This is a genomic window from Pedobacter riviphilus (assembly GCF_014692875.1).
Lineage (GTDB): Bacteria > Bacteroidota > Bacteroidia > Sphingobacteriales > Sphingobacteriaceae > Pedobacter > Pedobacter riviphilus.
The window spans coordinates 5,420,395-5,440,227 of record NZ_CP061171.1 but is presented as its reverse complement, the minus strand read 5'-3'; the positions used below and the strand labels follow the sequence as shown (position 1 = coordinate 5,440,227).

General features: G+C 38.3%; 20 protein-coding genes and 1 pseudogene. All 21 read right to left on the bottom strand.

From position 1 onward, the window contains the following. Nucleotide 1: 1 nt before the first annotated feature. Nucleotides 2-1,464: pseudogene (locus H9N25_RS22515) on the bottom strand (complex I subunit 4 family protein). A gap of 20 nt (nucleotides 1,465-1,484) precedes the next feature. Beyond that, a complete protein-coding gene (gene nuoL, locus H9N25_RS22510) occupies nucleotides 1,485-3,386 on the bottom strand; it encodes an NADH-quinone oxidoreductase subunit L (protein WP_407947443.1) in 1,902 nt (633 codons plus the stop codon). Between the two features lie 13 nt (nucleotides 3,387-3,399). After that, the gene (gene nuoK, locus H9N25_RS22505) at nucleotides 3,400-3,729 is read right to left on the bottom strand and encodes an NADH-quinone oxidoreductase subunit NuoK (RefSeq protein WP_055908793.1); all 330 of its coding nucleotides are present in this window, start codon (nucleotides 3,727-3,729) and stop codon (nucleotides 3,400-3,402) included. Further along, nucleotides 3,729-4,232, bottom strand: a complete 504-nt coding sequence (locus H9N25_RS22500; RefSeq protein WP_108197414.1) for an NADH-quinone oxidoreductase subunit J family protein — start codon at nucleotides 4,230-4,232, stop codon at nucleotides 3,729-3,731. Before H9N25_RS22500 ends, nuoK begins: the two co-directional genes overlap by 1 nt. A gap of 130 nt (nucleotides 4,233-4,362) precedes the next feature. Further along, nucleotides 4,363-4,866: a NuoI/complex I 23 kDa subunit family protein gene (locus H9N25_RS22495; protein WP_090504254.1), complete on the bottom strand. Its 504-nt coding sequence runs from the start codon at nucleotides 4,864-4,866 to the stop codon at nucleotides 4,363-4,365. A 2-nt stretch (nucleotides 4,867-4,868) separates the two neighbouring features. Next, nucleotides 4,869-5,924: an NADH-quinone oxidoreductase subunit NuoH gene (gene nuoH / locus H9N25_RS22490; protein ID WP_190327293.1), complete on the bottom strand. Its 1,056-nt coding sequence runs from the start codon at nucleotides 5,922-5,924 to the stop codon at nucleotides 4,869-4,871. After that, nucleotides 5,924-6,934, bottom strand: coding sequence for a 2Fe-2S iron-sulfur cluster-binding protein (locus H9N25_RS22485; protein WP_167296295.1), 1,011 nt, complete (start codon nucleotides 6,932-6,934; stop codon nucleotides 5,924-5,926). Before H9N25_RS22485 ends, nuoH begins: the two co-directional genes overlap by 1 nt. 143 nt (nucleotides 6,935-7,077) lie before the next feature. Then, nucleotides 7,078-8,445 carry an NADH-quinone oxidoreductase subunit NuoF gene (gene nuoF / locus H9N25_RS22480; protein ID WP_057931423.1) on the bottom strand — a complete coding sequence of 456 codons (1,368 nt, stop codon included), beginning with the start codon at nucleotides 8,443-8,445 and terminating at the stop codon, nucleotides 7,078-7,080. A gap of 76 nt (nucleotides 8,446-8,521) precedes the next feature. Continuing rightward, a complete protein-coding gene (locus H9N25_RS22475; RefSeq protein WP_190327292.1) occupies nucleotides 8,522-9,037 on the bottom strand; it encodes an NADH-quinone oxidoreductase subunit NuoE family protein in 516 nt (171 codons plus the stop codon). Beyond that, on the bottom strand, nucleotides 9,030-10,244 hold the full coding sequence (locus H9N25_RS22470; RefSeq protein WP_131028078.1) for an NADH-quinone oxidoreductase subunit D: 1,215 nt from the start codon (nucleotides 10,242-10,244) through the stop codon (nucleotides 9,030-9,032). Before H9N25_RS22470 ends, H9N25_RS22475 begins: the two co-directional genes overlap by 8 nt. Before the next feature lie 3 nt (nucleotides 10,245-10,247). Next, complete coding sequence (locus tag H9N25_RS22465; RefSeq protein WP_167296292.1) at nucleotides 10,248-10,748, bottom strand: NADH-quinone oxidoreductase subunit C; 501 nt, start codon at nucleotides 10,746-10,748, stop codon at nucleotides 10,248-10,250. After that, nucleotides 10,748-11,290, bottom strand: a complete 543-nt coding sequence (locus H9N25_RS22460) for an NADH-quinone oxidoreductase subunit B (RefSeq protein WP_108197409.1) — start codon at nucleotides 11,288-11,290, stop codon at nucleotides 10,748-10,750. Before H9N25_RS22460 ends, H9N25_RS22465 begins: the two co-directional genes overlap by 1 nt. A gap of 207 nt (nucleotides 11,291-11,497) precedes the next feature. Then, nucleotides 11,498-11,869 carry an NADH-quinone oxidoreductase subunit A gene (locus H9N25_RS22455; RefSeq protein ID WP_190327291.1) on the bottom strand — a complete coding sequence of 124 codons (372 nt, stop codon included), beginning with the start codon at nucleotides 11,867-11,869 and terminating at the stop codon, nucleotides 11,498-11,500. Between the two features lie 82 nt (nucleotides 11,870-11,951). Continuing rightward, nucleotides 11,952-13,673 carry a tetratricopeptide repeat protein gene (locus tag H9N25_RS22450; protein WP_190327290.1) on the bottom strand — a complete coding sequence of 574 codons (1,722 nt, stop codon included), beginning with the start codon at nucleotides 13,671-13,673 and terminating at the stop codon, nucleotides 11,952-11,954. Nucleotides 13,674-13,818: 145 nt separating this feature from the next. Continuing rightward, on the bottom strand, nucleotides 13,819-14,730 hold the full coding sequence (locus H9N25_RS22445; protein ID WP_167296289.1) for a PstS family phosphate ABC transporter substrate-binding protein: 912 nt from the start codon (nucleotides 14,728-14,730) through the stop codon (nucleotides 13,819-13,821). Nucleotides 14,731-14,738: 8 nt separating this feature from the next. Continuing rightward, nucleotides 14,739-14,966 (bottom strand): hypothetical protein, encoded by a 228-nt coding sequence (locus H9N25_RS22440; RefSeq protein ID WP_029274767.1) that lies wholly within the window; start codon nucleotides 14,964-14,966, stop codon nucleotides 14,739-14,741. A gap of 6 nt (nucleotides 14,967-14,972) precedes the next feature. Continuing rightward, nucleotides 14,973-15,791, bottom strand: coding sequence for an energy transducer TonB (locus tag H9N25_RS22435; protein WP_184466467.1), 819 nt, complete (start codon nucleotides 15,789-15,791; stop codon nucleotides 14,973-14,975). Between the two features lie 18 nt (nucleotides 15,792-15,809). Beyond that, complete coding sequence (locus H9N25_RS22430; RefSeq protein WP_167296287.1) at nucleotides 15,810-16,316, bottom strand: ExbD/TolR family protein; 507 nt, start codon at nucleotides 16,314-16,316, stop codon at nucleotides 15,810-15,812. A 3-nt stretch (nucleotides 16,317-16,319) separates the two neighbouring features. Further along, the gene (locus H9N25_RS22425; RefSeq protein ID WP_190327289.1) at nucleotides 16,320-16,934 is read right to left on the bottom strand and encodes a biopolymer transporter ExbD; all 615 of its coding nucleotides are present in this window, start codon (nucleotides 16,932-16,934) and stop codon (nucleotides 16,320-16,322) included. Nucleotides 16,935-17,013: 79 nt separating this feature from the next. Then, the gene (locus tag H9N25_RS22420; RefSeq protein WP_025146310.1) at nucleotides 17,014-17,844 is read right to left on the bottom strand and encodes a MotA/TolQ/ExbB proton channel family protein; all 831 of its coding nucleotides are present in this window, start codon (nucleotides 17,842-17,844) and stop codon (nucleotides 17,014-17,016) included. Between the two features lie 299 nt (nucleotides 17,845-18,143). Continuing rightward, nucleotides 18,144-19,739 carry a phosphoenolpyruvate carboxykinase (ATP) gene (pckA, locus tag H9N25_RS22415; protein ID WP_190327288.1) on the bottom strand — a complete coding sequence of 532 codons (1,596 nt, stop codon included), beginning with the start codon at nucleotides 19,737-19,739 and terminating at the stop codon, nucleotides 18,144-18,146. Nucleotides 19,740-19,833: the final 94 nt, after the last annotated feature.

The following is a 19,833-nucleotide window of genomic DNA, read 5'->3' as shown; positions in this document are numbered from 1 at the left end:
CTTAATTTACTGTGTTTAATTTTTGATTTACCTGTTCTAATAAATGTTGTACAGATGCCTCTGTTAAGTGCAGAACCGGTTTTGGATAAACACCCAAAACAATAATTAATGCACATATAGTATAAAGAACCAATTTTTCGGTTCCTTTAATATCGGTAAAAGTGATAGTTAAGCTGTTGGTTTCGCCTAGCATTACGTTCTGGTACATACGTAACATATAAACAGCACCGAAGATAATGGTTAATCCTGCAATAGCGGCAGCCCAAATGCCGTAATTATAAACGCCCATTAGCAATAAAAATTCGCCAATAAACCCGTTCGTTCCCGGTAAAGCTACGGTGCCCAAAACAATGATCAGAAAAGTAAGCGCCAGCTGCGGAGCTACTTTGGCAATTCCGCCCAACTCTTCAATTTTATTGGTTTTAACTCGTGCGAAGATGATATCTAAAACGAAGAATAAACCCACCACGTTAATACCATGGCTCAACATCTGCACCATTGCACCTTGCATACCTTGCTGATTGAAAGCGAAGATACCTGCTGATATTAGTCCAACGTGAGCGATAGATGAATAAGCGACTAAACGCTTAGCATTCTTTTGCGTAAAAGCAATGAGCGAAGCATAAACAATACCGATGATTGATAAAATAATAACTACCTGCCCCAGTCATGAACACCAGCCGGAACAATTGGCAATAACCATCTAATTACACCATAAATACCCATTTTTAACATGATACCCGATAACAACATGGTTCCTTGTGCAGGTGCCGCAGTATAAGTATCAGGCTGCCAGGTATGGAAAGGAAAAATCGGCATCTTAATGGCAAAAGCGATAAAGAAAGCCCAGAAAATCCATCCCTGCTGTGCATTATCTAAGTTTAAAGCGTAAAAAGCCTGAATATCAAAATTGTGTAATGGATTCTGAAGATATAGGTAAATAATACCCATCAACATAAATAACGAACCTGCAATAGTATACACGAAAAATTTCATGTTGATACGGATACGGTCTTTTCCTCCCCAGATAGCACAGATAAAGTAGATTGGAATTAATGCTGCTTCCCATCCAATATAGAACAAGAAAGCATCCAATGCTGTAAATACCAATAACAGGCCACACTGCATAAACAAAATCAGAGCATAAAATGCAGCTGGATTTTTATACTCATGGTTGTAACTCGATAAAATAATAATTGGCACCAATAAATTGGTTAGCAATACCACAAGCATGCTGATGCCATCGATACCTGCGTGGAAATTGATACCTAAATCTGCAATCCATGGCAAATTAACCTCAAACTGGGTACTTGCATTTGGAATGAAATTACAGGCCATAACCAAAGCCAAACCTAAAGAAACAACCGAAAATATGGTCGAAACTATTTTAGCCGACTTACCCGCAAATGCAGTAACAATTGCACCTACAAGCGGAAGAAATATAAGTAGTAAAAGTTGTTCCATTATTTAATTTTGAACCCTTTTTATATGTATAAAAATGTATATAATAACAATGCGACGATACCGAATACCATCATAAATATATAGAAACCTACGTTTCCACTTTGCAACAAACGGATGCCTTTACTTGCCTCGTTTGTACTCCATCCTAGTCCGTTTACAATTCCATCAATAAATTTGTTATCGATAATTCTGTAAAAGAATTTCGAAAGTGCATCTAATGGCTTAGTAATCAGGAAATCATAAATCTCATCCAAATAGAATTTATTGTACGATAATTTTGCCAGTGCTGAACGTGGTGCTTCATCAGCAACAGGAACGCGTGCTCCCTTTACATAACGGCCATAGGCATAAACTAAAGCAATAATGGCTGCAACAACCGAAGTAGCCATAAGCGCAAGCTCAGTTGAATGGCTTAAATCCAGTTCGTGCTGCGCAACCCCTGCTCCCTCTAACCAATGTGCCAACCACTCGTTTCCACCAAAAATATGGGGAAAGTTGATTGCTCCACCAATTGCTGCAAGAACAGCTAAAATGATTAAAGGAAAAGTCATCGCTGTTGGCGATTCGTGTACATGGCTTTCTTCATGGTGTGTTCCACGGTATTTCCCAGAGAAAGTTAAGAACATCATTCTGAACATGTAAAATGCAGTTAAGAATGCGGTTAAAACCCCAATTCCCCAAAGTATTGGACTTGCCTGGAAAGCATGTGCTAAAATTTCATCTTTAGAGAAGAAACCAGAGAACGGTGGTAAACCTGCAATAGCAATGGTACCGATCAGCATAGTTAAGAAAGTAACAGGAAGTTTCTTCCTCAGTCCACCCATATGACGCATATCTTGCTCATGGTGCATAGCATGGATTACCGAACCTGCGCCCAAGAACAATAGTGCTTTAAAGAATGCGTGGGTTAATACGTGGAAAAACGAACCAGTATAAGCACCAACACCTAAGCCTAAAAACATATAGCCCAATTGAGATACTGTTGAATAAGCCAATACTTTTTTAATATCAGTCTGTGTTAAAGCAATAATTGCAGCAACCAAAGCTGTAGCGGCGCCAACAATGGCAATGATGTGCTGGGTAAGTGGAGCAAGATCGAACAATATGCTCGAACGGGCAATCATATAAATACCAGCTGTAACCATTGTAGCTGCGTGGATCAAAGCCGAAACTGGCGTTGGTCCGGCCATCGCATCAGGCAGCCAGGTAAACAATGGCAACTGGGCCGATTTACCGCAGGCACCGATAAATAATAAAATGGTGATTAAAACTAAAGTATCATTACCTGGCAACATATTAGCCGCCTGAGGGAAAACTTTAGCGAATTCTACACTACCAAAGGTGGTGAAGACCAAGAATACACCTAACAAAAAGCCTAAATCACCGATGCGGTTCATTACGAAAGCTTTTTTAGCTGCCGAGGCATAAGCATTATTGGTATACCAGAAACCGATTAACAGGTACGAGCATAAACCAACCCCCTCCCAACCGATAAACATTACGATATAGTTAGAACCCAATACCAATAAAAGCATAAAGAATACAAACAGGTTTAGGTAAGAGAAAAATTTACCAAAACCAGCATCATCATGCATGTAGCTCGTAGAATATAGATGGATCAGGAAACCGATTCCGGTAATAATCAAAAGCATGATCGAGCTTAAAGGATCAACCAGGAAAGATAAAGGAATGTGCAATGTACCTGCACTGATCCAATCGAATAAAAATACTTCGTGAGATTTTTGTGTGTCGCCTTGTAAACTAAAGAAAACAACTACGCTGATGATAAAGGAGGCGAAGATTACCCCGCTCCCAATGATACCAACAAGTCCTTTAGATAAAGAGTTTCTGCCTAGCCCATTAATTACAAACCCTAAAAAAGGAAGTAACGGAACCAACCAAATCAATTGTTCTATTGTCATTCTTATTATATATTTACCACTTAAGGCGATTTAAAACATTAATATCTATCGATTTCGTATTTCTGTAAACCATTACAATAATAGCTAAACCAACTGCAACCTCTGCTGCTGCCAAAGCCATAATGAAGAATACGAAAACCTGTCCTGATGGATCGTTGCTATGAACCGAAAATGCGGTTAAAAGTAAATTAACGGCATTAAGCATCAGCTCAACCGACATAAAGATTACGATGGCATTTCTACGGGTAAGTACACCAATTACGCCAATAGAAAAAATAATGGCACTTAAATAGATGTAGTGGTTTAGCGGAACGCCCTGAAGTTGTGATGTTAAATTTTCCATTATGCTTCTACCTCATCTCTTTTAGATAATAAAACGGCTCCAACCATTGCTGCCAACAGTAATAGAGATGACAATTCGAAAGGCAATAAGAATGGGCCAAAAAGCTCCTTGCCTAGATTTTCTACCAATCCCAATCCTGGGTTTTTCAAAATTAACGGGCTGGTAATACTTGCCGATTTTAAAGAACCGATTAAGGTTACCACCAAACAGCCACCTGCAATAACCCCTACGATTTTAATCAGCGGTGATTTACTTGGCTCGGTTTCCTTATTCAGGTTAAGCAACATCAGTACAAAAAGGAACAATACCATTATGGCCCCCATGTAAACGATAAAGTTTACCACCGCTAAAAACTGTGCATTTAACAGCACATAGTGAACAGTGAAGGTAAAAAAGGTAAGGATTAAGTACAATACACTGTGGATAGGATTTTTTGCAAAAATCACCAGCAGCGAAAAGATGATACTTAATGTGGCTACGAAATAGAATACTTGTGTACTCATTAATTTGTTATTTGTTTTATTTATTTCGTCACCCTGAATTTATTTCAGGGTCTTATAAAGGAGATGCTGAAATAAATTTAGCATGACGATTATCTCAGTTATAGGGTTCGTGTACTCACGAACTATCCAATTATTTTTTCATTTCTAATGGCGCCTCTACTAGCTTATCTTTTCCGTAAATAAAATCTTTACGTAAATAATCAGCAGGTACAATCGGGCCATCTAAGTAAATTGCCTCTTTTGGGCAGGCTTCTTCGCATAACCCACAGAAAATACAACGCAACATATTGATTTCGTAAGTCGCTGCGTATTTTTCTTCGCGGTATAAATGTTTTTCTTCAGGTTTACGTTCAGCGGCAATCATGGTAATGGCTTCAGCCGGACAAGATAAAGCACATAAACCACAAGCTGTACAACGCTCTTTACCATTCTCATCGCGTTTTAGCGAGTGCATGCCCCTAAAGTTGGTCGAGAATTCGCGTTCTACTTCAGGATATCTTACGGTAGCCTCTTTTTTAAATAAGTGACTGATGGTGATACCCATACCCTTGGCAATTGCCGGGAGGTACATGCGCTCCATAAAGCTCAATGGCTTTTGTTCCAGTACTTTTTTCTTATTACTTAATGATTCCATAATTAAAACTTCTCAATAATCGCAATCACAACACCTGTTATTATAATATTGGCAATAGCCAAAGGTATTAAACCTTTCCAACCTAAATTCATCAATTGATCATAACGGAAACGAGGGATAGTCCAGCGTACCCACATGAAGAAAAAGATGAAAGCACATATTTTTCCGAATAAAGCAATCACTCCTATAATTGAAGCCCAATTCTGGCCAAAATGAGTAGCAGCTAAATCCATAAATGGATAATTAAAACCACCGAAATATAAAGTTGCCATTACCGCTGATGAGACAAACATATTGATGTACTCCGCAAATAGGTAAAAACCCAATTTCATTGAAGAATACTCCGTATGGTAACCACCAATCAATTCTGTTTCACATTCAGGTAAATCGAATGGAGCACGGTTGGTTTCGGCAAAAGAACATACCATGAAAATTAGAAATCCCAATGGTTGCTTGAAGAAATACCAGGTAAACCATCCATCTGCCCAAAAACCATGTTGTTTATCTACAATATCCTTTAAACTTAAGGAGTTTGTTATTAACAACAGAGCGATGATTGACAATCCCATTGCAATTTCATAACTGATGTTCTGTGAGGCCGCGCGGATTGCACTTAACAAAGAATATTTGTTATTGGATGCCCATCCACCGATCATTACACCATACACACCTAACGAAACCACACCAAAGATATATAAAACGCCTACATTGATGTCAGAAACCTGCAAAGGAATGGTTTTACCACCGATTTCAATCGGACTGCCCCAAGGAATAACCGCTGTACCTATACAGGCACAAAGCAAGGCCAAACCCGGACCGGCGATAAATAAAAACCTGTTTGATGTGGTAGGAATAATTTCCTCTTTCATAAACATTTTGATACCATCGGCCAATGGTTGTAAAATACCAAAGGGGCCGGCTCTGTCCGGGCCCAAACGATCTTGCAAATATGCAGCCACCTTACGTTCTGCATAAGTAGAATACATGGCAATAACTAAACTGATGCCGAAAATTACAGCTACCAGGATAAATTTTTCTATAACAAAAGCGCTATCCATTAGTATTTAACTGTTTTATGTAATTCAATTTCATTCGCAGCCTGTAAAGCCTCATTTGGCTGGATTACGTGCAAAGGTTTTAATGTTTCGTAGTGGTTAGATGCAATTACCGAAGTATCATCAATGTGTGTTGGACGTTCAATTACCCAATCGGCAGTTGCTTTTTTATCGAAGCGACAAGTATTGCAAATAAATTCTTCTACTTCTCCAAACTGATCTTTACGGGCGGTAACGCGTAAAACATCAGCTCCTTTATACCAAAGTGTTACTTTACCGTTGCATTTTTCGTGGTCGCAATCACGGTGTGCATCAACAGGCTTGGTAAACCAAACACGGTTTTTAAAACGGAAAGTTTTATCGGTTAAAGCACCTACAGGGCAAACATCGATTACGTTTCCTGAGAAATCGTTATCAACAGCCTGTTGGATATAAGTAGAAATTTCAGAGTGATCGCCGCGGTTTAAGATACCATGAACACGTTTATTGGTAATCTGATCGGCAGTAAAAACACAACGGTAGCACAAAATGCAACGGTTCATGTGCAACTGGATCTTATCGCCAATATCAATACGCTCGAAAGTACGACGCTCAAACTCATAACGAGTTTTTTGCAAACCATGCTCATAACCCAAATTCTGTAAATCGCACTCACCAGCCTGATCGCAAACAGGACAATCTAATGGGTGGTTAATCAATAAGATCTCTACAACACCTGCACGTGCTTCCAAAACTTCTGGTGAAGTAATGTTAAGCACTTCCATGCCGTCCATTACGGTTGTGCGGCAAGAAGCCACCAACTTAGGCATTGGGCGAGGATCTTTCTCTGAACCTTTAGTCACTTTTACAATACAGGTACGGCATTTACCGCCACTGCCTTGTAATTTAGAATAATAGCACATTGCTGGTGGAACAATATCCCCTCCGATCTGCCTTGCAGCATTCAGAATGGTTGTTCCATTATCAACCTCTACTGTTATCCCATCTATCGTAACCTTAACTTTTTCACTCATGGTTAATGATATTCTTTTTATTTCTTTATCTCGCCTTGGTTTGTGTCTCCACAAACCAATTCTTTCGCTTTCGTTTCGTGAGGACACGAACTGAGACGCTTTTTTAGTTCTAATTTAAGGTCACAAATTGCAACCCTAGGATTTTATTTCTCTTCTGTTACCGGAGCTTTTTCAATCGGTGTTGCATAATTTGCAATACCATAGTTCTGGCTCTGACTTTTCACAGGCTCTTTAATATGCCATTCAAATTCATCTCTGAAGTGACGGATTGCACTAGCAACCGGCCAGGCTGCGGCATCACCTAATGGACAAATCGTATTACCTTCAATTTTGCGTTGAATATCCCACAATAAATCTACATCTTCCATTTTACCATGGCCGTGTTCAATTTTATGTAAGACTTTCTCCATCCATCCGGTCCCTTCACGGCACGGTGAACACTGTCCACAGCTTTCGTGGTGATAAAAACGGGCGAAATTCCAGGTATTTCTAACTATACACTGATCTTCATCAAAAGCAATAAAACCACCAGATCCCATCATGGTACCAGTAGCAAAGCCCCCTTCAGATAAAGACTCGTAACTCATTAAACGAGGCTCGCCATTAGCGTATTTTAAGGTTAAATTAGCGGGCAAAATAGGCACAGATGATCCACCTGCAACCGTTGCCTTTAATCTCTTACCATTCGCAATACCACCACAGTATTCATCAGAATAGATAAATTCTTCTACTGGTAGGCCTAATTCTATTTCATACACACCTGGTTTTACCAAATTACCAGAAGCTGATATTAATTTTGTACCTGTACTTCTACCGATACCAATTTTTGCATATTCATCACCACCATCGTTGATAATAGGCACCACTGCAGCAATCGATTCAACATTGTTCACCACTGTAGGGCAACCATACAAACCTGCAATCGCCGGGAATGGTGGTTTAATACGCGGATTACCTCTTTTACCTTCAAGCGATTCTAACAAAGCAGTTTCTTCTCCGCAAATGTAAGCCCCGCCACCTGGCTGAACATATAATTCTAAATCGTAACCAGTACCTAAAATGTTTTTACCCAACCATCCAGCGGCTTTAGCTTCAGCAATGGCTTTTTCTAAAATGCGGATCTGAGGCATCATTTCGCCACGCACATAGATATAAGAAACCTTTGCACCTAAAGCGAAACTCGAAACAATCATTCCCTCAATTAAAGCATGAGGGATATATGTCATTAAATAACGATCTTTAAAAGTCCCTGGCTCAGATTCATCAGCATTACACACCAAATAACGTGCAACACCTTCTGGTTTGGCCAGAAAGCTCCATTTCATCCCCGTTGGGAAACCCGCACCTCCGCGACCGCGTAAGCCCGATTTCTTAACTTCTTCAACAATCTCTTCAGGTGTTAAAGTTTTAAGGGCTTTTTCCACAGCACGATACCCGCCTTTTTGGCGATAGACTTCAAGTGTATTGATGCCCGGTACGTTTATATGCTCAAGTAACAGTTTTCGAGACATTTTAATTAGTCTATAGTCTGTAGTCAATAGTCCATAGTCTTGAGTCTAAATTGACTCCCGACTTAAGACTCTAGACTTAGGACTTGTTCTTTAAATCTTCAATCAATTTATCTACACTATCGGTAGTTAAGTTTTCGTAGAAAGTATATTCCGGGCTAATCTGTAACACCGGTCCGAAACCACAGGCGGCTAAACATTCAACTCCTCTAAAGCTGAATAAACCATCGGCAGTAACTTCACCTTCCTTAACACCTAGTTTATTTTCTAGGTGGCTTAATATTTTTTCGGCACCAACCAGGCAACAAGGGCCAGTACGGCAAACCTCTAAGGCATACTTACCTTGTGGTTTTAAAAAGTACATGGTATAAAATGTTGCCACCTCATAAACTTCAATTGGCTGAATATTTAAATATTCGGCAATCTTATCCATCGCTGGTGTACTCACCCAAAGGTATTCGGCCTGTACCAAGTGTAATAATGGCAACAAAGCTGATTTGTGCTTACCTTCAGGATAACGGCTTTTTACTTCATCAAACTTGGCCAGCAAGTCTGATGAAAACACTACAGGTGTTTGTTCTTCTACTTTAAGCATCTAATTCTCCTGCAATAATATTCATACTACTCATGTTGATAATAGCGTCAGACAATAACATGCCTTCGCTCATTGGTGCAAACATCTGGTAGTTTATAAAACTTGGTCTGCGGAAGTGTAAACGGTATGGTGTACGGCCTCCATCATTAATCAGATAGAATCCTAATTCACCATTTCCACCCTCCACAGCATGATAAACTTCTGCTTTTGGTGCATCAATCTCACCCATCACAATTTTGAAGTGATAGATTAATGCTTCCATATTGTTATAAACTTCTTGTTTTGGAGGAAGGTAAAATTCAGGAACGTCGGCATGAAAAATACCTTTTGGTTCCGTTTTTAACTTCACAAGTGCTTGTTCGATAATGCGAACACTTTGCCACATCTCTTCATTACGCACTAAATATCTGTCGTAAATATCGCCACTTGTACCTACCGGAACTTCAAAATCGAAATCCTGATACGAAGAATATGGATCGCTTACACGAACATCGTAATCTACACCGGTAGCACGTAAAAGTGGACCAGTCCAACTGTATTCTAAAGCAGTTTCTTTAGTTACCTCTGCAACACCTGCCGTTCTATCAATAAAAATACGGTTACGTGTTAACAGATTTTCGAACTCTTTTAATGCTTTAGGAAATTCCTTTAAAAACTTATCAATTTTAGCAAAGGCAATATCATTAAAATCTCTTTCGAAACCACCAATACGACCAATATTTGTGGTTAAACGTGCACCACAAACTTCTTCAAAGATTTCGTAAATATGTTCACGAAACTGGAATAAGTATAAGAAAGTGGTAGTTGCTCCTGTATCCTGACCAATAATTGTATTACAGATAATGTGATCGGCAATACGCGAAAGCTCCATTACAATAACGCGTAGATAATCTACACGCTTTGGCATTTGAATATTCAACAACTTTTCAACCGTCATGTGCCAGCCCATATTGTTAATAGGCGAAGAGCAATAGTTTAAACGATCGGTAAGTGGTGTAATTTGATAAAAGGGGCGATGTTCGGCAATCTTTTCGAAAGCACGGTGGATGTACCCAATAGTAGAAACGCCGCTAACAATACGTTCGCCATCTAATTGCAGAACATTTTGAAAAACACCGTGGGTTGCAGGGTGTGTTGGGCCTAAGTTTAGGGTTACCAGCTCACTTTGCGGGTCGTTATCTGTAAATACCGGATGGTTATGATTCATAGTTTACCTTCCAAAAAATTCGTCTTTTTTATCTACTCTGTTCGGATCTTCCAATGGATATTGTTTCAACATCGGGTGAACACCTAAATCGTCCATATTTAAAATACGGCGTAAATCCGGGTGGCCTTCAAATTTAACCCCAAACAGATCGTAAGTTTCGCGCTCCATCCAGTTGGCACCTTTCCAAACCGTTGTTGCAGTCGGGATAGTTGGGTTCTGCTCAGAAATAAAAACTTTAATCCTGATCCTCACTTTTTCTACCATGTTGTGTAGATGATAAACAACAGCAATTCCATGGTCTTTACCAGGGTAATGAACTGCAGTAATATCGGTAAGGAAATTAAACTTTAATTCGTTTTTAAGATGCGAAAGCACATTGATGATAACATCTTTATAAGTTACAAAAGTTAATAAACCATAAGGCTCAGAAACAGCGGTAACTTTTTCGCCAAACCTTTCGGTCAGCTTAACATGGATGTCGTTATTTAGTGTCGTTTCTTCCATTATTTAATGCCGTATTGACCTAAAAGTTCTTTGTAATAATCAGAATTCCGTCTTCTGCCAGATTCGTTTTTCACCAAATCCTGAATGCGTTGAAAACCATCTAAAATGGCTTCAGGTCTTGGCGGGCAACCCGGAACGTAAACATCTACCGGGATAACCTCATCAATACCTTGCAATACAGAATACGTATCGAAAATACCACCACTACTTGCGCAGGCACCAACAGCCATTACCCAACGTGGCTCTGCCATTTGGATATAAACCTGTTTTAATACAGGAGCCATCTTTTTAGCGATAGTACCCATAACCATTAAAACATCAGCCTGACGGGGAGAAAAGCTTAAGCGTTCGGCACCGAAACGACCAAGATCGTAGTGAGAACCCATGGTTGCCATAAACTCGATTCCACAACAAGAAGTTGCGAAAGGTAAAGGCCATAATGAATTTGAGCGGGCCAAACCAATCACTTTATCAAGAGAAGTGGCAAAAAAACCAGATCCTTCTATTCCTGGAGGCGCATCAACTATATTAATTTCACTCATGTTTATAAACAAAAAATGCTCATCCCTTTGCAGAATGAGCAACAAATTTACAATATTTTAAAGGCAAACAAACTAGCTTCACTCGATTTAGAACCTTTCTAAATAACAAAAACTACCAGGAGTTAGTGTAAGTGATACACATTCAGTTTTCAGTTGGCAATTTTTAGTTTAAAGTTTATAAACCGAGGGCTATTAACTGCCAATTAACTAGTTCCAGTCTAAAACTTTTTTCTTGATTACGTAGATAAAACCTAGCAACAATGTCCCCATGAAAATGAACATTTCAATCATTCCGTCCATTTTCAGTGCACGGAAATTAACTGCCCAAGGATACATAAAGATTACCTCCACATCGAACAGTACAAATAAGATGGCTACCACGAAATATTTAATAGAGAAAGGCTGGCGTGCATTACCTACTGATTTAATACCAGCTTCAAAAGTTTCTAACTTATCACTCGTTTTACGTTTTGGGCCCAAAAAGTGGGTAACAACCAATGTGGTTACCACAAAACCTAAAGCAACAATTACTTGAAATATAATTGGTAAAAAATCTATAGAGGAACTTTGCGCTTGCATAATTTTTATTTTGTGATGCAAAAGTAAAAGAAAAAGGCAGAGTAACCAAACTCTGCCTTTTCTAAATTATTTAACTTTTTAATTATTTGCCTTTACCTTTTACTTTTGGAGCAGTTGCAGGCGATTGCAATTCTTTTAGCTTAGCCGCTGCAAAAGGGCCCTGAGGATCTAGCGCTATACTTTTATTTAAAAAATCGATAGCTTTTGCTTTATCCTTATCAGCATAGTATGCACCTAAGTAATCGTAAGATTCAACAAGGTTTGTTTTATTGGCTGCTTGTTCTTCTGGTTTAACTAAACTGATATATTTTTCAAAAAACGGAATTGAAGCATATTTTGGGTTTGCTTTATCTTCTAAAAGATTGGCAATCCTAGCTCTTGTAAAATAACCTAATGCAAATTCAGGAGAAACTTTATTTAAGTGGCTCAATGCTGAATCTGCTTCAATCAATGCAGCCGTATTTAAAGGCTTCTTATCTTTTTGAGCAAAATATCCTTCCAAGAACCTGGTTTGACCTATATAATAGTAATTAGTTAATGACCCTTTACCATTTGGATTATATTTAGTTGCTAAAGTATAAATTTCTGCTGCCTTGCCGTATTTCTTAGCTTTGTACAACGCTAAACCAGCCTCAGCTAAGGCATCAGCATTAGTAGAATCAATTTTAGCAGCCTCTATGATATTAAGAACACCTAAGCTATCTTGACCAGCCTTCACTTGGGCTTTACCTAAATAAAGATAATCGTTACCTAAAATCTTTGTTTTATCCTTTTCTTTTGCAAAGAAATCAGTTAAGCTAGTTAACGCCTGAGGATAATTACCATTTTCATAAGCGGCCCAACCTTTCATCCTTGAAACAATAGTACTTTTAGGATCGTTAGCAGGAACTTGTAAAGAGGTTGCAACTTGCTCTAATGTTTTGTAATCTTTAGCATAAAATAAGAATTGAGCATAACGCAATTGAGATTCTAAAGATTTATCGGTTAAATCCATGTATTTTTTATAATTCTCAATCGCTTTAGCTGCTTTTTCTTTGTCAACACCAAAGCTACTCCACTGTAAGTATAACTCACCTAACTCGCGATATGCGGGGCCATAGTTTGCATCAGCAGCAATTACATCTTGTAATTCTTTTTCAGCTTCAGGAAAAGCTCTTGATTCTTTGTACATTTTACCAATCTGCGTTTTGGCTCTTCTATTAGTCGGATCAATATCGTTTACACGAAAATATGGGCCTAACGCCTCAGAGTTTTTCTTCTGTAAAGCATAGGCATCACCTTGCGCTAAGAAAACTTCAGCATCTTTATCTTTAGAATCTAATTCGTCTGCTTTAGTAATGTTGGCCAAAGCACTAGTGAAATCAGGTTTAGATACATCATCACTAGGTTTATCTTGCGCTAAATAGGCTTTACCGATATACAAATAAGTTTTGTAATCTTTCGGTGCCAAAGCTACCGCTTTATCGAAGTTAGTTTTAGCAGAACTTGGGTTGTTAGACAACATATCTGCTTCACCTAAACCAATTAAGTTTAAGTTATTTTTTGGATCAGCAGTTACACCTTTGGTGAAAACGGCTCTTGCTGAATCGATGTAACCTGTTTTCAGATAAACCAAACCTAGGTTATAATAATTTTCGCCATCTGAGGCTTTAGCGCTTACCAACGACTTAAGCATCGATGAAGCTTTCTGATACTGTTCTGCGTCAATGGCTTTTTTCGCATCAGTTAAACTTTGAGCAAAAACTGCAGAACCCATCAACACCAAACCTACATTTAAGGTTATTGCTTTCTTTGAAATTTTCATTGGATCAATTTTTTGTTTTTAAACGTTTTTAAAATCGGGCTGGAGTGAGTTCTATTTTATCCAAAATCTCCAACCAAACTTAGCTAACATTGGTTTTAACAATAATGAAGCATCATATCTAATACTTCGTGGTTCAATTTATAATTTATTTATTACTTTCTTTAGTTAAATTTATTTCTCTTGGCATTAGCTTATGCGGGCCAAGTCCAGATTTAAGTACAATCAATTGTCCCCGCTGACTTCTTAACCATGTTGCAAATCCTGTGCCTAAACCATCTCTTCCTTCGCAATCTATAATATTTATATTTCTTAAGAAAGGATAAACACCGTTGATTAAGTTATCTTGAGTTGGTTTATAGAACTGATCATCTCCTACCTTGCCTTTTACATTCTTTACACCCAGCACTTTTATCTGAGAAAGGTATCCACTCATTTCTGCATCCTTGCCCGTGATCCAATTCACGCCCAAAATACCAATAAAATTCTTATCCTCAGCAATAAGTTTAATTACTTCTTTGCTGGAATTTTTAGAGTAAACACCTGTAGCTGGAAACTGGTTGATATTAGCCAACTCTTTAAAATATTGAAAGGTACTTGAATAAGCGTTATCAAAGACCAATTTTTTATCTGATTTCTTTCCCTGTAATATATCAATCACATCTTTAACGTTAATTGTACTGTCTATATTGCCCTGATTTGTGATTAAAGCAATACCATCTACAGCAAATCGTGAGGTGTTTATCTTTATATTCCGTTGGTTATAATATTTTTCTTCGGCCTTGGTTAATAACCTTGGCAACACAATTACTCTTACACTATCATTAAGAAAGGCAGGCAATAATTTTTCTTCAGGTTTTACTGTTGCCTGAAATTTTGCATCCGGATAATCCAAACTAAAAATATCGATCTGATCTTGAACAATCGGTCCAACACTTTCGTCAACCAATATTTTTAAGGTACCGCTTGTTCTGGTTTCTTTAACTGCATTGGCTTTATTTTTACGTTTGCAGGATACAAGTAAAGCGAGCACACAAAATATTAAAAGGAAATTTTTCATTGAGCTGATTAGTCGCGCCTTCCAAGGCTTAAAAGTCTTACAAATGCATAAATAATTAAGAAGATACCGATTGCGATGCGGCCCCATTGTGGAATAGTGCTTAAGCGCAGGGCAATTGGTTCGTAAAATATAAATGCAAAGCCTAAAACCACATAAAAAACGAACATGACAAGGCCTAAAATGAGCAAAAACCGCTGTTTAGGCGATTTTTGCTTAAAAATATCAAAATTTAACATCTACTATTAGTTCAATGTAAAGTTAACGTTGATGTTGTATTTTACCCTTACCGGCTTACCATTTTGGATACCTGGGTTCCAACGTGGACTAGCTTTCAATACACGGATGGCTTCTTCATCAGTTCCGCTACCCAAACCACGGGTAACTGTGATATCAGTTAATTTACCATCTTTTTCAACAACGAAAGATAAAAACACTTTACCTTGAACGTTGTTTTCTTGTGCCATTGGCGGGTACTTTATTGCTTTACTTAAGTATCCGTAAAACTTAGAGATACCTCCAGGGAATTCTGGTTGTTTTTCGATACTAACAAAGTCGTAAACTTTATTATCATCAACCGCAACAGCAGCTTCTCTTTTTGGTCCTTCCCCTACTGGTTCAGCGATATTGATCTCTGCCGTTGGGTCACCTTTGATATCTCTCTGACCTGGATCAGCTTCCTTCAATTTTTCAACCGTAGGTGGTTCATCACGAACCTCGATATCGGGTTTTACAATTGGAGGTGGCATTTTCACCTGGTCAACTTTTGGTGGCGGTGGCTCTACCGGTGGCGGAGGTGGCGTTTTAGGGTCAACTGGTGGAGGTGGAGCTAAAATAACTTCCTGTGCTTTTAATTGTTCATCCGGCTGATCCATTGAGCCTTTAATCAGGCTATAGATTTTTGGAGAGAAGAATAACACTAGAAATATAATAGATCCAATAATTAATGCTTTGGTGGTGTTGGCACCATTGGTTTTACGCAATTGGTACGCACCGTAGCTTTTGTTTTTATCAGCAAAAACCACTTCAAGCCATTCTTTTCTGAATATATCTAACTTCGACATAACTTCTGGTTTTATTGATTATAAAATTCCCTTTTCTTTCATGAACTGCTTCTCATTGTCAAGGATATTATCATCATCAATCTGACGAACCTTTACTTTAAGAATTTCCAGTTCATCCATCATATCTACAAAGTTTTGGAATGTAGAACCTGATGTTGGTTTAACCAATACCACAAAATCTCCAGCAACTCCAGATGCATCAGCATTTTTCCTGTTTTTTACAATTGCATCTTCAATTTGCGATCCTGATTCGATTGTTGGTGCGCTTTCACCAGCTACTCCCATGTACCATGCAACTTTATTGTTTTTACCCAATAAGATGGTCATCGTTTTACTCGCTTTCAGCTCTAACCTGTTTTCAGGTAACTTTTCGTTCTTATCCGGTTTTGCAATATCCATCGCCTGTGGCGTAGAGATTACAGTTGTTAAGATAAAGAAGGTTACCAAAAGAAACATTAGATCCACCATTGGGGTCATATCAACCCTTGGCGTGGCTTTCTTCCCGCCCGTGTTTAATTCTGCCATTTCTTATTTCTTTTTAGCTTCAGAGTTAGTTACCAACAAAAATTTGTTTACACTTTGTTTCTGAAGCACATCAATAATCTTTTTTACAACTGGATACTCTTCTTTAGCATCACCTTTGATACTGATACGCATATCCTGATTGTTGATTTCTTTTGTAGCTTTACGTGCATTTAAAACCCACGCATTTAACTGATTATCTGTAGAATCAGCCGGGATACCGGTTTGAACACCCGGTTTCATACGATCAGCTCCATTCAACGCAATAAGTGATTTTAAACTCTGGATCGGCACACCGAAACTCCCTATAGCAGAGAAACGTTGTACTTCTAACGGCGTGAACGATATTTTATATTGTTCGCCCATTAGTTCCAATGTTTTCGCTCTTACTTTAACACCTGCTACTTCAAAGAAAACTTTCCCCTGCCCAATGGTCAATATCGCATTGTTTTCTACCGGCACCTTAAACTCATATGTAGATGAGGGGGTAGAAACGGCTAGAGGTTCTGGTTGCCTTGCTGTAGCAGTTAAGATGAAGAAAGTAAGTAACAATGATGCCACATCACACATGGCAGTCATATCTGTTACTGTACTTGTTCTTTTAACTTTAATTCTAGGCATAATATTTTTTACTAGTTTTTAATAATGATGATCTTTTTTCCGGTTTTCCATAAAGCCGGTAAAAATTTTTTCAAAATTCTTATTTATGCGAACTAGCGTATGTTTGAACGATGCTGAAACCAGCCTCATCGATAGCGTAAGTTAACTTATCGATTTTAGAAGTTAATACGTTGTACATGATAATTGCCACAGTAGATACTAAGATACCTGTTGCAGTATTGATAAGTGCTTCAGAGATACCTACCGCTAATGCTGACTGATCTGGTGCTCCAGAGTTTGCTAAACCGGCGAATGCACGGATCATACCTGTTACTGTACCCAATAAACCTACTAATGTACCGATTGATACCAAAGTTGCAATTACAGTTAAGTTTTGCTCTAACATTGGCATTTCTAAAGCTGTAGCTTCTTCTACCTCTTTTTGGATAGCAACGATTGATTGCTCTACATCCATATTGGTATCAGCTTCAACTTCGCTGTATTTTTTCAAACCAGATTTAATTACGTTAGCAACTGAACCTTGTTGTTTATCACACTCAGCTTTTGCAGCCTCGATGTTACCTGCGCTTAATAAACCTTGTACTTTGCGAATGAAAGTATCTAAGCTAGATTTTCCACTTGCTTTACCAATAACGATAAAACGTTCGATAGAGAATACAATTACTACTAATAGTAGTCCAACTAAGATCGCTACGATAGGACCTCCTTTGTAAGCTGTTCCAAGATAGTTACCAGCTAGTGGTAATTTTTCTCTGTCACCATCGATAAAGTTACTTCCTTCTCCGAATACGAATCTCCAAACACAGAATCCAATTACAATACAAATTGGAATAACGAATGTTGCAAATACATTTGAAGCACTAGAAGAGCTCTCTTTTTTAACAGTTGTTGGTTTTGGTGCGTTTGCCATTTTTTTTGAAATTTTAGTTTTAGTTCTTGTTTTTAATTTTTAGCTGTTTTTTTTCTTTTGTACTACACTCAACGTTTCTTATCCGAAATTGTTGCGAAAAACAAATTTATAAATTGATTTTAAATTACAAATTAATAAATCAATAAACAATTAAATCGTTACTTAGAATTTAGTTTCGGTAAACCACCAAGGGTGTATAACAAAAAAATTGCCCCAGCCGAGGCAATTCTTTCACAATAAAAACTAAAAAAAAATCGAATTGCAAATTTTTTGCTCAAAAAATGCATTTTAAAGTGCATTTAACATAATTTTAACGCTTCGTGTCTGCTTTTTGGTACTTTTGTCAGTTCAAATTGCTTGAAATTCTCTGTAAAGGCATCCTGCAGTTCGTAGGCTTTCAAAAAATATTCTTCCTGGTTGCCCCATGTTTTAGAGGGGTCTAAAATTTCGTCTGGTACTCCGGGGCAATTTAGTGGCATCATCAATTTAAATACATGGTGTTGCTTATATTTATTATGATCTAAATCTCCATTTAGCGCTGCAGTAATCATCGCCCTGGTATAACTTAATTTCATCCTTTTACCTACGCCATAAGGGCCTCCGCTCCAACCTGTATTTACCAACCATACGTTTACCTGGTGTTTTTCCATCTTCTCTCCTAATAATGCGGCATATTTAGATGGATGCAGTGGTAAGAAAGCTTTACCGAAGCAAGCCGAAAAGGTTAATTGAGGTTCTGTTACCCCTGTTTCTGTTCCTGCAACCTTTGCTGTATAACCGCTCATAAAGTGGAACATGGCCTGCTCTACATTTAATTTTGAAATTGGAGGCAACACCCCAAATGCATCTGCAGTTAAGAAAAAGATATTTTTCGGAACAGCCGCTATTGATGGTAAAATGGCATTATCAATGTAATCTATAGGATAAGCTACACGGGTATTCTCTGTCTTACTGATATCACTATAATCAACCTCCCGCGTACCCGGAAAAAAATTAACATTCTCCAATAATGCACCAAATTTGATTGCCTTAAAAATCTGTGGCTCTTTCTCTTCGGTTAAATCTACGCATTTCGCATAGCAACCGCCCTCGAAGTTAAATACCGAATCTTTGCCCCAACCGTGTTCGTCATCTCCTATTAATCCTCTTTCCGGATCGGCAGATAAAGTGGTTTTTCCTGTGCCTGATAAGCCGAAGAATATAGCCGTATCGCCATTTTTCCCCACATTAGCAGAGCAGTGCATCGATAACGTATTCTTATATACTGGCAGGATAAAGTTTAAAACAGAAAAAATTCCTTTTTTAATTTCGCCGGTATAACCTGTTCCCCCGATCAAAATCATTTTCCTGGTAAAATTGATGATAGAGAAGTTTCCCTGCCTGGTTCCATCTATAGCAGGATCGGCCAAGAAGCCTGGCGCAGCAATAATGGTCCACTCTGGTGTGATACCCAATTGATCTTCCTCCGGGCGGATAAACAAATGATGAGCAAAAAGATTCTGATAAGCCGTTTCTGTAATTACCCTGATCGATATCGAATAATCCGGATTGGCACAGGCGGAAGAATCGCGGACATAGATTTTCTTATCTTCAAGGTAATTGGTTAGCTTATAAAATAGCTGATCGAATTTCTCCGGAGAAATTTTAATGTTTACATCGCCCCACCAAACCTGATTTTCAGTTACTTGATCGCATACAATAAAGCGGTCTTTAGGAGAACGTCCGGTAAACTTTCCGGTATCAACCGCCAGCGCTCCTGAAGCAGCCAGTATACCTTCTTTATTTAATAAGGCTTCATCAATTAATTCCGTTGGAGATAATTGGTACTTTACAGCAATATTTCCACCTAGATTTAAATAGTTTAAATCTGGCGCTTGCAGTTTCTTTTTGCTCATAACAATAAGTTAGTTAGTACAGCAAAGGTAAATACTTATCACCCACAAAAACTAGTTTTGAAGCGTAAATTTTTACATATTGTAGCAAATACAC